This window comes from Micromonospora eburnea (assembly GCF_900090225.1).
In the GTDB taxonomy this organism is placed as follows: Bacteria; Actinomycetota; Actinomycetes; order Mycobacteriales; family Micromonosporaceae; genus Micromonospora; species Micromonospora eburnea.
Window position 1 is genome coordinate 3,719,852 of record NZ_FMHY01000002.1, and the last position, 13,055, is coordinate 3,732,906.

Annotated in this window: 11 protein-coding genes; 2 read left to right on the top strand and 9 right to left on the bottom strand. The window is 71.2% G+C overall.

Annotated elements, in window-relative coordinates:
* Positions 1 to 6: 6 nt before the first annotated feature.
* Both GA0070604_RS16875 and GA0070604_RS16880 read left to right on the top strand, forming a co-directional pair.
* Positions 7 to 1,902 carry a DUF2075 domain-containing protein gene (locus tag GA0070604_RS16875; RefSeq protein ID WP_091127198.1) on the top strand — a complete coding sequence of 632 codons (1,896 nt, stop codon included), beginning with the start codon at positions 7 to 9 and terminating at the stop codon, positions 1,900 to 1,902.
* A 59-nt stretch (positions 1,903 to 1,961) separates the two neighbouring features.
* Complete coding sequence (locus GA0070604_RS16880; RefSeq protein ID WP_091118807.1) at positions 1,962 to 3,182, top strand: ROK family protein; 1,221 nt, start codon at positions 1,962 to 1,964, stop codon at positions 3,180 to 3,182.
* Positions 3,183 to 3,324: 142 nt separating this feature from the next.
* Here the strand turns inward: GA0070604_RS16880 and GA0070604_RS16885 are convergent, their stop codons facing one another.
* The 9 genes from GA0070604_RS16885 to GA0070604_RS16925 form a co-directional block, all read right to left on the bottom strand.
* Complete coding sequence (locus GA0070604_RS16885; RefSeq protein ID WP_167363494.1) at positions 3,325 to 4,965, bottom strand: right-handed parallel beta-helix repeat-containing protein; 1,641 nt, start codon at positions 4,963 to 4,965, stop codon at positions 3,325 to 3,327.
* A gap of 10 nt (positions 4,966 to 4,975) precedes the next feature.
* On the bottom strand, positions 4,976 to 6,571 hold the full coding sequence (locus GA0070604_RS16890) for a metallophosphoesterase family protein (protein WP_091118809.1): 1,596 nt from the start codon (positions 6,569 to 6,571) through the stop codon (positions 4,976 to 4,978).
* A complete protein-coding gene (locus tag GA0070604_RS16895; protein WP_091118810.1) occupies positions 6,568 to 7,383 on the bottom strand; it encodes a carbohydrate ABC transporter permease in 816 nt (271 codons plus the stop codon). Before GA0070604_RS16895 ends, GA0070604_RS16890 begins: the two co-directional genes overlap by 4 nt.
* A complete protein-coding gene (locus GA0070604_RS16900; protein ID WP_208602088.1) occupies positions 7,380 to 8,339 on the bottom strand; it encodes a carbohydrate ABC transporter permease in 960 nt (319 codons plus the stop codon). The genes GA0070604_RS16895 and GA0070604_RS16900 overlap by 4 nt, the downstream gene beginning before the upstream one ends.
* Entirely contained in the window at positions 8,336 to 9,130 is a 795-nt protein-coding gene (locus tag GA0070604_RS16905) for an inositol monophosphatase family protein (protein WP_091118811.1), read from the bottom strand. The genes GA0070604_RS16900 and GA0070604_RS16905 overlap by 4 nt, the downstream gene beginning before the upstream one ends.
* A complete protein-coding gene (locus tag GA0070604_RS16910) occupies positions 9,130 to 9,816 on the bottom strand; it encodes a glycerophosphodiester phosphodiesterase (RefSeq protein ID WP_091118812.1) in 687 nt (228 codons plus the stop codon). Before GA0070604_RS16910 ends, GA0070604_RS16905 begins: the two co-directional genes overlap by 1 nt.
* A gap of 11 nt (positions 9,817 to 9,827) precedes the next feature.
* Positions 9,828 to 11,168, bottom strand: coding sequence for an ABC transporter substrate-binding protein (locus tag GA0070604_RS16915; protein WP_167363495.1), 1,341 nt, complete (start codon positions 11,166 to 11,168; stop codon positions 9,828 to 9,830).
* A gap of 226 nt (positions 11,169 to 11,394) precedes the next feature.
* Positions 11,395 to 12,003 carry a DUF47 domain-containing protein gene (locus tag GA0070604_RS16920; protein WP_244162209.1) on the bottom strand — a complete coding sequence of 203 codons (609 nt, stop codon included), beginning with the start codon at positions 12,001 to 12,003 and terminating at the stop codon, positions 11,395 to 11,397.
* A gap of 17 nt (positions 12,004 to 12,020) precedes the next feature.
* Positions 12,021 to 13,028 (bottom strand): inorganic phosphate transporter, encoded by a 1,008-nt coding sequence (locus GA0070604_RS16925; RefSeq protein ID WP_167363497.1) that lies wholly within the window; start codon positions 13,026 to 13,028, stop codon positions 12,021 to 12,023.
* Positions 13,029 to 13,055 lie beyond the last annotated feature (27 nt).

The following is a 13,055-nucleotide window of genomic DNA, read 5'->3' on the forward strand; positions in this document are numbered from 1 at the left end:
CAAGTGTTGTCAGCGTTCCGCACCTCCGCCGACGGTCTCCTCCGTTATGCCGTCAGCGGCACGCTCGCCGATCGGATCGCCGAGCAGGTCGGCCACAACGTGAGCACCGCCGAGCGCCGGTCCTGGGAACGCAGCCTCACCGTCCTCGGTCAGGACCTGGCCGACGCGGGCCTGGGCCAGGTGGAGGTGCTGGTCGAGTACCAGTTGCCGCTCACCAGCAAGCGGATCGACGTGATGCTGGCCGGCACGCATCCGAAGACCGCCGAGGACTCCTACGTGGTCGTCGAGCTGAAGCAGTGGTCGCAGGCCGAATCCTACGAGGAGTCCGACCGCCTCGTCCTGGTCGAGCACGCCCGCGGCCCGCGCCTGCACCCCGGCGTGCAGGTCGGCGACTACTGTGAGTACCTGACCGATTTTCTCGGCGTACTCGCCCACCGCCGCAGTCCCATTGTCGGTGCCGCGTACCTGCACAACGCCGTCGACCGGGACGTGAACGATCTCTTCCTGCGGCGGCCGACCGAGCAGAGCCGGATCTTCACCAAGCAGCGCCGGGGTCAGTTTCTCGACTACCTCCGTACCCACCTGGCTCCAGGCTCCGGCGCGGCCGCCGCCGACCGCCTGCTCACCAGCTCCGTCCGCCCGAGCAAACACCTCCTGTCGTACGCGGCGGCCGAGCTGAAGGAACGGTCGCACTTCACGCTGCTCGATGAGCAACGCCTGGCGTACGAGCTGGTGCTGCACGCCGTGGAGCGGGCACGCGCCGCGGACCGCAAGTCCGTCGTGGTGGTCTCCGGCGGACCGGGCAGCGGCAAGAGCGTCATCGCGCTCTCGGTGCTCGGCGAGCTGGCCCGGCAGCAGCGCTCGGTCATGCACGCCACCGGCTCGCGCTCGTTCACCCAGACCCTGCGCCGGTACGCCGGCAAGGGCTCGACCCGCCTGAAGAACCTGTTCGGGTACTTCAACAGTTTCATGTCCGCTGAGCGGAACGGCCTTGACGTGCTGATCTGCGACGAGGCGCACCGGATTCGGGAAACCTCGGTCAACCGGTTCACGCCGAAGGCGAAGCGGGACAAGTCCCGCCCGCAGATCGACGAACTGATCGCCGCTGCCCGGGTTCCGGTGTTCCTGCTCGACGAACACCAGGTGGTCAAGCCGGGCGAGCTGGGCAGCGTTGACGTCATCTCCGCGTACGCGAAGCAGCTCGACCTGGACGTCGAGGTCGTGTCGCTGCACGACCAGTTCCGCTGCGGCGGCAGCGAGGAATACGAGCAGTGGGTCCTCGGCCTGCTCGGGCTCGACGGCGGCAAGCCGTCGATCTGGACCGGCGACGGGCGGTTCGACCTGCGGTTGGCGGAGTCGCCGGAGGAGATGGAGGCGTTCCTGAGGGCGAAGCAGGCCGCCGGGGAAACGGCGCGCATGTCGGCGGGCTACTGCTGGCCGTGGAGCGACCCCCGCCCGGACGACTCGCTGGTGCCGGACGTGCAGATCGGCGGCTGGTCGCGGCCGTGGAACGTCAAGAGCGACCGCAGCGTCGGCGACGCGCCGGGCAGCGCGTACTGGGCCACCGACCCGAACGGCTTCGGGCAGGTGGGCTGCGTCTATACCGCGCAGGGCTTCGAGTACGAGTGGTCGGGCGTCATCGTCGGCCCGGACCTGGTCGCCCGCGAAGGCCGGCTGGTCACCCAGCGGACGGAATCGAAGGACCCGGCGTTCCGCAGTCGCAAGCAGCTCAGCGACTTCGAGGCGGACCGGCTCATTCGCAACACGTACAAGGTGCTGATGACCCGGGGAATGCGGGGCACCCTCCTTTACTCTACCGATCCGGAGACGCGCGAGTACCTGGCCTCGCTGGTCCAGGCGCACCGTGGCTTGGAGACGGTCTACGAAGCCACGGCCCCCTGAGGCGGTTGAGCCGTGCGGATAATTGACATCCGCGATGCCGCAGACCGCCGGAGGTCGGGTTGGTGCAGGAAGAGATCCGCCGACGCAATCTCAGCAGGCTGCTGCGACACGTCCATCTGGCCGGTCCGGTTTCCCGCGCGGTGCTGGGCGAACGGATGGGTTTGAACCGCAGCACCATCGGGGCGCTGACCGCCGAGTTGGCCGCCGCCGGTCTGGTTGGCGAGGAGGCGCCGACCGACACCGGACGCGCCGGCAGGCCATCGCTGCTGGTCCGTCCCGGGTCCACCCGGGTGTACGTGCTGGCGTTCGACGTCGCCGTGGACTGGCTGGTCGCCGCGCGGGTCGGGCTGGGCGGGACCATTCTGGAGCGCCGATGGGCGCCCCGGCCACGCGCCGGGGCCGACCTCGAACGGGTGGTCGACGTCCTCGCCGGGTTCGGTCGCCGGCTGCACGAGACGGCGCCGGCGGGCTCGGTGTGCGTTGGCGTCGGGGCGTCGTACTGCGGGATGATCCGGCCGGGCGACGGCATGGTCCGGTTCGGGCCCGACATGGGCTGGGTGGACCAGGCGTTCGGCGCCGAACTGAGCCGCCTGCTGGGGCTCGGCCTGCCGGTGCGGGTGGGCAACGAAGCCCACCTCGGGGCGCTGGCCGAGCAGCAACGCGGTGCCGGCGTCGGCTTCCAGAACCTGATCTACCTGCATGGGGACGTCGGCGTGGGTGGCGGGATCATCGTCGGCGACAAGCTGCTGGACGGCGACGGCGGGTACGGCTGCGAGCTCGGGCACATGGTGGTCAACCCGTACGACGGGCGGCCCTGCGGATGCGGCTCCCAGGGCTGCCTGGAGGCGGAGGTCGGCGAGCGGGCCCTGCTCGACGCGGCCCGGCGTCCCGCCGGATTGGCCGGCCGGGACGCCCTGCGCGCGGTGGTGGACGACGCCGACCGGGGCGACCCGGTGGCCCGCGCGGCGCTGCACCACATCGGCGACTGGCTCGGCATCGGCGTGGCGAACCTGATCAACCTGTTCAACCCCGGCATCGTGGTCTTCGGCGGCATGCTGCGCGACGTGTATCCCGGCACGGCACAGCAGGTGCGCGCCCGCATCGCACGCCATGTGCTGCCCGTCGCGAAGGAGCGGGTGCGGCTGCGCATCGCCGCGCTCGGGGACGATTCCACCCTGGTCGGTGCCGCCGAGCTCGGCTTCTCGGCGCTGCTGGCCGACCCGTTGGGTGCGCTCAAGCGGGCGGCGGCCCGAGCTACGGCCGGGTTCCCGCCGGGATGAGCAGCCACGTCCATCACTTCAACGCGCGCGAGAACGGCTCGTTACTCGTCTCGCTCACCATCGTGATGCGGCGCGGGCTGGTGCCGCCGATCCAGCCCACGCCGCGTCACGCAGAGCCGACACCCGGTCCGCCCGGGTCAGGTCAGGTCAGGCCGCCCGGCGTGGTCAGCGAGCCGATGCCCTGGTCGGACACGGCCGCGCTCGGTCCGGCGTTGCGCAGGTCGTTGCCGGTGTACCAGGTTCCGCTGCAGGTGCCGGTGATGGAGATGCCGTAGCTCGCCTCGCTGCCGCTGCCTCGACGGCGGACGGTGTTGCCCAGCAGCGCCGTACGGTTGGCGTAGTTGCTGACCCGGAGCGCGGCGGCGGTCCCGGCGGTGGTGCCGGCGCCGAACACCGTGTTGTCCCGGACCACCACGTCGTCGACGTTGTCGGTGATGCTGATGCCGTAGGTGGCCGACAGTTCGATGAGGTTGTCGCTGATGCGGCTGCCGTGGCTGCCGACGTGCGCGACGATCCCCTCGCGTCCCGGGGTGGTGATGTTGTTGCCGCTGATCACCGCCCGGGGCGAGCTGTTCACCCGGACCCCTACCCCGCCGCAGCGGGCGATGACGTTGTGGGCCACCACGGCGCGGTCGGTGCGGTAGACGGAGATGCCCTCGAACACCACATCCTGGATGATGTTGCCCTCGATGACCAGGTTCCGGGTGCGGGCGTCGTTGAGCCGTCCGACGCAGATCGCCGCGTCCGGCGGACGGCCGCTCGCCTCCTTGATCCCGCTCAGGTCGCGCAGCGTGTTGCCGCGGACGATGATGTTGCCGCCGGGTTGGACGCCAGCCGGGCCGATCTGGATGCCGCCGCCACCGCCGACGATCTGGTTGCTCTCCACGACCGCGTCGGTCCAGTCGTAGAGCCGGATGGCCCATTCGGTGCAGCCGACGGCGTAGTTGTTGAGCACCCGCAGGCCGGTGTGCTGGTGCCCGTCGGGGCCGCCGTGCGAGCCGGCCAGCCGGGGAAACGAGGGGAACCGGGCGGACGGGCCGGCGTAGCAGCCACTGATCTCGATGTCCTGGCAACCGTAGAAGTCGGCGGCGCCGAAGAGGCCGAAGTGGCTGGGTCCACCGGCGTAGTCCATCTGCACCGCCTCCGAGTAGCCGCGGTTGCCCTCAGGGTCGGAGAACCCTTCGAAGCGGCAGTTGACCACCCGGACGGTCTTCATGGCGTTCAGCTCGATGCCGTGGTGGCGTTGCACGTCCCGTACGGTCAGGTCGGTGAACCGGACGTTGTGCCCGTGGCTGAAGCCGAATGCGGAGCCACTTGCGGTGACGGCGCCGGCGTTGACGTCCCAGACGCCGCCCTGGATAGTGATGTCGGATTCGCCGTCCCATTTGGTGGCCGTGAAGTCGCCGAGCACGCCGTTTCCCATGATCGCGGGGCCGGCGGTCCGCCGGATCACGGTGGTGGCGGTGGCCACGACGGTGGTGCCGGAGAAGACGCTGAGCATGGTTGACACCGGGTAGGTGCCGGGCGGGAGATAGACGATCTGGCCCTTGCCGGCGTTCAGCGCGGCCTGCAGGGCGGCGGTGTCGTCGGTGGTGCCGTCGCCGCGTGCGCCATGGTCGCGTACGTCGATGACCAGCGCGCCGTTGGCGACGAAGGGGGCCCGGTCGGGAGCAGCGGCGGCCGCCGGGCGGGCGACGGCGACGCCGGCCGCCACGGCGGCCCCGGCGGTGGCCAGGCGCAGGAAGTTGCGACGAGTCGGATCGTTGGTGCCGATCGGTTCCACTGTTCGCTCCCTACATGGTGGTCGGGGATTGTGGAGTGGTGGGAATGGGGGGCAGGAGCATCCGGACGTTGCGGTCGACCACGCTGCCCGCCGCACCGCGCCGCCCGGCCCGTACGCCGTCGTTGAAGGCGAGTTCGCGGTGCAGGGCGGACAGCCATCGCGGGGATCCGGGTTCTTCGTCCGCTGGCAGCTCCGCGCTGTCGTGGTCGACCATGGTGCTGGTGAGGCTGATCTCTCCCGATGGTTCGATCGCGATTTCGATCAGTCGCGCCTGGCAGGGCCAGTCGGTGATGGCCGCGGTGGTCACCTCGTAGAGGCCGCCGCCGGACGGCGAGTAGTGCGCCACGACGCGGTTGGCGTGGTGGTGGCCGTTGAGCCAGAGAACCACGTTGGGGCAGCCGAGCGCGACCCGCAGCAGCGCGGCGGCGTACGCGCGTTCGCTGGCCCGGTCCGCGCAGACGCCGTAGCCGTTGGCCATCGACGCGGTCGCGTGGTGCGACGCGAGCACCACGAGCGGGGCGTCTGGTCCCCGGAGGCCGTCGAGTTGCTCGGCCAGCCACCGCAGTTGCCCGTGGTCGACGCTGCCGTCCCAGTGCCCGTACGGATGGTTGGTGTCCAGGACGATGACGCGCAGGCCGGGTGCCGGGTCGTAGGTGTAGTAGGCGGTTCCGTCGCGCCGGTTGGCCGGGGTGAAGCCGTGCCCGAAGGGTTCGCCGCCAGCCACGAAGTGGGCCGCGATCATCTCGTCGGCGGTGACGAAGGCGCGTTCGGGCACCGGGGGCACCGGCTGCCACGGGCCGGAGAAGAACACCTCCGGTGTGGTGAGCAGCGTGTGCAGCGCATCGTCGGACGGCAGTTCGGCGGGCAGCCGTACGGGCTTGCGGCCCCCGGTGACGAGGGACGCCAACCCGGCCCGGGCGGCGCTGGCGCCACCGACGAGCAGGTCGTGGTTGCCGAGGCAGGCGAGCCACGGACGGCCCAGGCCGCCGCCCTCGAAGGGTCGGCTGGCCGCCTCGATGAGCCCGCGATGGCGGGGAAAACCCCAACGGCGCTGGTAACGGTCGGTGGGGGCATCCGGCAGCCAGTACCACTCGTCGCCCCAGTCGGCGCGCTGGGGCCCGTGGTAGCTGCCGCCGACGACCGGCCGCACCACTCCCCCGTCGAGCAGCGAGAGGTAGTTGCCCAGCTCGTTGGCCTGCGCGTTGTCGATGTTGTCGCCGGTGACCACGCAGAAGTCGACCGGCAGCGCGGCCAGGGTGCGGGTCATGGCGGCGGCGGCGTGGGTGGTCAGCAGCTCCTGGGGACGGAATACCCAGTCCACGGCTCCGCCCCAACCGGGTTTGCCCGCGCCGTCGCGCATGGCGAAGTCGAGACGGGCGGGCGAGCCGGGATCCACCACGTGCAGGTCGGTGAGGTGGGCCAGGGTGGCGACAACCCGCCGGCCGGGGGCCGGGGCCGCAGGCGGCCGAAAGTCGGTACGGGCCCGGTGGGGTTCGCCGGGGGCGGCGGACAGCCGCCGGTACGGCCCGTCGCTGCCGGTGTCGGCGACCTCGCCGCCGACGATGCAGCGCTGTGCCGTGCCGACCGGTGTGGTGGGGTGGTTCACCGGACGGCTCCCGCGGTAAGCCCCCGGACGATGTGCCGCTGGAACATGTAGATCATCACCAGCATGGGGATGATGGCGAGCACCACTCCGGCGAAGATGACGTCCGGTGCCCGTTCCTCGACCGAGTTGAGCTGGGCCAGGCCGATCTGGAGGGTCTGCATCTTCGGTGTGCTGGTGACCAGCAACGGCCAGAAGTAGTGGTTGTAGCTGCTGATGAAGGAGTGAATGGCCAGGGTGCCGATCGCCGGTCGGGACAGCGGGACGAGGATCTGCCAGAGGAAACGCAGATGCCCGCAGCCCTCGACCTTTGCCGCCTCGTGCACCTCTTTCGGGAAGCTCAGGAAGAACTGCCGCATGAGGAACGTGCCGAAGCCGGCCGCGAGGAACGGCAGGAACAGCGCCGGGAACGTGTTGATCAGGCCCCAGTCGGCCATGGTGAGATAGTTCGGGATGATCATCGACTCGGCCGGCACCATCATGGTGGCGAGGAACATGCCGAACGCGAGGCGCTTGAACGGGAAGTGCAGGAACGCGAACACGTAGCCGGAGAGCACCGAGGTGACCAGCACGCCGAGGACGACGACGAGGGACACCAGGATGCTGTTGCCGTACTGGCGGGCCAGTGGTACCGCGTTCAGCACGTCGCCGAAGCTGCTCGTGTGGAGGCTGGTCGGGAACAGCGCGGGCGGGAAACGGGTCAGGTCGTCGCGGCTCATCAGCGATCCGGCGACCGCGTAGTACAGCGGGAAGACCACCATCGCGGCCAGCACCGCCAGTCCCGCGACCGTGCCCGTGCTGCGCAACCGGTTCACGAGTAGAACACCTTTCGTTGCAGGACCCGGAACTGGATCGCGGTGATGGCGCTGACGAGGACCAGCAGGACGACGCCCTGCACCGAGGCGAGGCCGTAGTCGGACGCGCCGAACGCGAACGCCGACTTGTACAGGCCGTAGACCAGGGTGGTGGTGGCGCCGTCGGGGCCGCCGCCGGTGAGGATGTTGATCTCGCCGAAGGTCTGCAGCGAACCGATCGTCGACACCACGAGCATGAAGAAGATCGTCGGGGTGAGCAGCGGCAGGACGATCCCGGTCAGCACCCGCCAGCGACCGGCGCCGTCGAGGCGGGCGGCCTCCAGATACTCCTCGGGGATCGCCTGTAGGCCGGCCGAGAAGACCAGCACCGCGTAGCCGAGGTCGCGCCACACGCTGACCACTGCCAGGCTGGGCAGCGCGGTGGCCGGATCGGTGAGCCACTCGACTCCGGACATGCCGAGTTTGCTGAGGATGCCATTGAAGACGCCGATGCTCGGGCTGTAGAACACGTCGAACACGACCGCCGCCGACGCGGCGGAAAAGGCGAACGGCGTGGCCATCAGCGTCCGGAAGAAGCCGATGGCCCGGACCTTCGCCTGTAGCGCGAGGGCCAGCCCGAGCCCCAGCAGGAGGGTGGGCAGCACCGTGCAGAGTGCGAACAGGAGCGTGACGAGCAGGACGGTGCGCAGCTGCGGGTCGCCGAAGAAGTCCGCGTAGCGGTCCAGCCCGACGAAGTCCGTAGCGTTGCCGAAGATGTCGCTGCCGTGCATGCTCAGCCAGACCGTGCGGACGAGCGGGTAGAACACGAACAGGACGAAGACGACGGTGGACGGGACGAGAAACGCCAGGGCCACCGCGATCTCGGCCGGCCGGTAGCGGGGCCGGCGCCGGCGCTGGGGCGCGGGTGCCGGCATCACCGCCGCAGGCAGGGCGTTGGTGCTCGTCGCGGTCGTCATTCCGCCGCCCGCCATAGTCGCCAGACCTCTTTGGCGACGCCGCGGGTGGCGGCGAGGATACCGTCCTCGGGCACCCCGCCGCTCGCGCCGTCCCGCGCGTACACGAGCGCGCCGCCTTCCCTGGCGATCAGCGCTCCGGCGGCGACGTCCCACAGGTTGTACCGTCCGGGCAGCAGCGCGGCGGCGGCCCGTCCGGCCCCGACGCTGGCCAGGGCCAGCGCGCAGGAGCCCATGATGCGGGTGGCGGCGAACCGGTCGGACACCTCGGTCAGTACGGCGAACATGCCGGGCCAGGGCCGGTTCTTCGACCACTCGGTCAGCAGCACCTCGCCGGCGAGCGAGCCGGCCGACCGGCAGCCGACGGGCCGGCCGTCGATGAAGGCGCCGCCACCACGGACCGCGCTGAACACCTCGCCGCGTGCCGGGTCGGCGACCACCCCGACAGCCACACCGTCGGAGTCGAAGCCAGCCAGACTGTACGACGACCAGGGCAGCCCGTGCACAAAGTTGGTGGTGCCGTCAATCGGGTCGACGTACCAGGTGAACCCGTCGCCGTCGGTGCCGCCGTACTCCTCCCCCACGACCCGGTGGCTGGGGAACCTGCGGGCGATCTCGTCGCGGGTGTGCCGCTCGACCTCGCGGTCGAACGGCGTCACCCAGTCGGCGGCGTCGGCCTTGGTGCCGGCGGTGGCCGGCTCGGGCCGGCTCGCGGTGATCGTGCGCATCGCGGCGCCGGCGAGTTCGACGGCGAACGTGTGCAGTGCGTGCAGTTCATCGGTCGGTGCGGCCATCAGGTGCCCACCGGGGTGAGGACCGGGGCCACGGCGGGCAGGTCGTTGGAGATCATCCCGTCGATGCCCCAGGCGAGCGCCCGGGCCGCCGCGTCCGCGTCGTCGATGCAGTAGGTCCACATCCGCAGCCCGAGGTCGGCCGCCCGTTCGACGGACTCCTCGGTCAGGCTGTCCCACCGCAGGTTGAGCGCCTGCGGCCGGACCGTGTCGAGCAGTGCCGCCGGCGGCAGTTCCGGCCCGACCCAGGAGAGCACGATCTCGGCCTCCGGTTGGTGTGCCCGCACGACGGTGAGCACCCCGGGCTCGCCGATGAAACAGGACCGCTCCAGCGCGCCCGCGGCGCGCAGTTCGGCGGCCACGGCTGGTACCAGCTTCGGGTCCTTGTTGTCCACGACGAGCCGCAGCGGAACCGCGGCGGCGACCTCGCCGACGGTCGGGATCTGCTCGCCGGCCACGTCGGTCCGCAGGGCGCGCAGCTCGGCGAGGCCGGTCTCTCCGGGCGTCCGCGGGTCGCCCCAGAAGCGCTGGAGCGTGCGGTCGTGCAGCAGGATCGGGTGGCCGTCGGCGCTGGCGCGGACGTCGAACTCGACCGCGTCGGCTCCCAGGTCCGCCGCGAGTAGGAGCGACGGGAGCGTGTTCTCCGTGCGGCGCAGCGGCGCGCCGCGGTGTCCGACGAGGATGGGCATTTCCTCGCTCCTCACTGTCCGACGGACTTGTTGTAGGTGGCGATGGCGCTCGCCATGGCCGCCTGCGCGGCGGTGATCGCCTGGTCGGCGCTGGATTTGCCGAGGATGACCGACTCGACGATGTCGTTCATCTTGTCGCGGGCCTGCGGCATGACGCCCATGAGGCAGCCGCTGCTGGCCGGGGTGGCTGCGGCCTCGCGCAGTTCGGCGCCGGGCTTGGCGAAGTCCGGGTAGGTGGCGACGGTGTCCTGGAACGCCTTGCTGTCCGCTGCGGCTGTGACGACCGGGATGTAGCCGGTCTGCGAGGCCCAGTAGCCCTGCGTGTCGGCGGAGGCGAGGTACTTGAGGAACTCCGCCGCGGCCGCCTGCTGCGCCTTCGGGTGCCCGGCCATGGTCCAGATCGCCGCGCCGCCGTTGAACACCCCGCTGGCGGTGGTGTTGTCCGGCCGGATGTAGTTGGCGACCCCGACCTCGAACTTCGAGCCCTTCATGATGTCGCGCAGGTTGGCCGAGGTGAACGGCAGGATCGCCGCACGTCCGGCCTGGAACGCGGCCGACGCGTCGGTGTTGTTGCGCCCGACGTTGAGCAGCGTGCCGTCCTTCACCAGCCCGGCCCAGGTGTTCACGATCCCGCGCAGCTCGGGGGTGTCCCAGTTGACCGCGGTGCTACGGCCGGACCGGCCGTTGTCCTGGTTGCAGTACTGCACGCCGCCTGCGGCGAGCATCTGCTCGACGAGCCAACCGTCGATCGAGGCCACCGCGCCGTAGCGGGTGGTCTTGCCGCCGTCGCTGACCTTCAGCTTGCGGGCTGCCTCGGCCAGCTCGCCCATCGTGGTCGGCGGCTTCTCCGGGTCGAGGCCGGCCTCCTTGAACGCGGTCTTGTTGTAGAACAGCATCGGTGCCGACGCGTTGAAGGGCAGCGCGTGCAGCTTGCCGTCGACCGTGTAGTACTTGGCGACGCCCGGCTCGATGGTGGCGGTGTCGATGCCGGCCAGTCCGGCCAGGTCGGCGAAGGCGACCGTCGCTTTGGTGTCGACCATGAGCTGGGTACCGATCTCGAAGACCTGGACCAGGTTCGGCGTCTGCCTCGACTGCACCGATGCCTTGAGCTTGGTCAGCGAGTCGTTGTACTTGCCCTGGAACGTCGCCTCGACCTTGATCTTGCCGGCGTGTGCCTTGTTGAACTCCTCGACGAGGTGGTTGACCGCCTCGCCGTTGGCGCCGGCCATCGAGTGCCAGAACGTCACCGTCTGCTCGCCATCGCCGTCGTCACCGGCGCCGTCACCGCAGCCGGCGGCCCCGACGAGCACGGTGGCGGCCGCGGCGGCCGCAAGGAAGCGTCTCCGTAACATGTCTCCTCCTGATATGGCAGCGCAGCGGGTGAACATCGCAGACAGGGATGTAGCGGCGTTGGCAGCGATTTAACATCAGGGGTGTGGTTTTCACAAGACCGTCATCACGTCCGCTGCCGGGTCGGCCCTCGAACACGCAGCCCCCAGCCCTTGTGATCAAGACTCGAACAGGACGCCAGGCCGCCCTGCCCTGGTCGTTATCCGCGCGGTAACTTCACGCGACCGGCTACTGGAACCGCTTCATCACCCCGTCGGCGAGGGCGTCCGCGGCGGCGGCCAGCCGCTCACCCGCGACGTCCAGCCGACCGAGCAGGAGCACCAGCACCAGGGAACGTGGGCCGGCCTCCGGCATCAGCGCCGCGACCGACCGCTGATAGGCCGGGCGGACACCGGGCTTCTTCGCCTCCGCCGCGGCCTCGGCCGCCCGCCGAGGGGCGTCGGGCAACAGTCGCACCGCGGCATCCAGGCGGGCCAGCCCGCCGGCGAGGCGGTCGAGCACCGGCCCGTACAGCGGGTCGGGCGCCGCGCCGAACAGGTCGAACTCCCGCACGAAGTCCCGCGTCGCGTCGAGCACGTCGTCGACGCCGCGGGACAGCCGGAACAGATCCTCCCGGTCGATCGGGGAGGTCACGCTGCGCCGCAGCCGGCCGATCAGGGCGGCCCGGTGCGCGTCGCCGTCGTGCTCCACCACGCCGATGAGCTGCCGGGCCCGGGCCGGGTCCACAGTGCCCGCTGTGACCTGGCGGGCCACCTCGATGCCGCCTTCGGCACAGCGCACCTGCGCGGCGATCACGGCGACCAGCGACCGATCGTTTGCGCCGGCCAGGTCCCGCACCAACCGGGGCAGCCCGATCAGGACACCAGTGACACCGCCACCGCCGAGCAGACGCCGCCGACGACGAACGCCGCCGGCAGGGTCAACAACCAGGCCTGACTCAGTCTCAGGACCTTCCGCCATCGCACTCTCCTCGCTCCTCGAGAGAGCCCGGCGCCGACCAGTGCGCCGGACATCGACTGGGTCATGCTCACCGGCGCGCCCACGGCGGCGGTGCCGAGCACCACGCCGGCGCTGGACAGCTCGGTCACCACCAGCCCGTCCTGCCGGGCCGCGACCAGCCCGCCGCCCGCGCCGCCGAGGCGGCGCACCCCGAGCAGGCCACCCACCATGAAACAGGCCGCGATCAGCGCCAGCGCGGACGGCGACCGGGCGTAGCGGTCGGGCCCGCCGCCGAGCAGTACCGCGTAGACCGCGAGCATCTTCTGGCCGTCGTTGGCGCCGTACGCGACGCAGGCCGCGGCGAAGCCGCCCCGGTGCAGCCGGCACAGGCGGCGCGCGGCTCCACCGGAGCGTTCGGCCGGCGACGGTGGCAGCGTGGCGACGACCCGCGCCGCGAGCAGGGCCACCAACGCACCGACCAGCGGCGCCGCGGCCGCCGCGGCGAGCACGCCGCCCACCACGGCCCAGTCGACGGCGTTGCCACCGCCACCGACCAGGCCGCCGCCGGTGCCGGCGCCCGCGATACCGCCGATGAGGGCCAGCGTCAGGCTGGTGGGCAGGCGACGGGCCGCCAGCAGCACGGTGACCGCGACGGCCGCACCGATGCCGGCCAGGATCTGCACCCGGGACACCGGTCCCGGCGCTCCGGCCGGCACCAGCCGCCCGTCGAGGGTCGTGGCCACAGCGGTGCCGACCAGCACGGGCGCGGCGAGCACAGCGGTGGTGAGCAGGGCGAGCGCACCGGCGGGACGCAGCCCCGGCGCCCCGACGCCGATCCCGACCAGGACCCCGGCGTCGTTGAAGCCCGTGAACATCGCGAACAACGCGGCGACGCCGAGGGCGGCAGCGGTAGCCGTCGACACCCGCACCATCCGTTCCGGCGCCTCGGA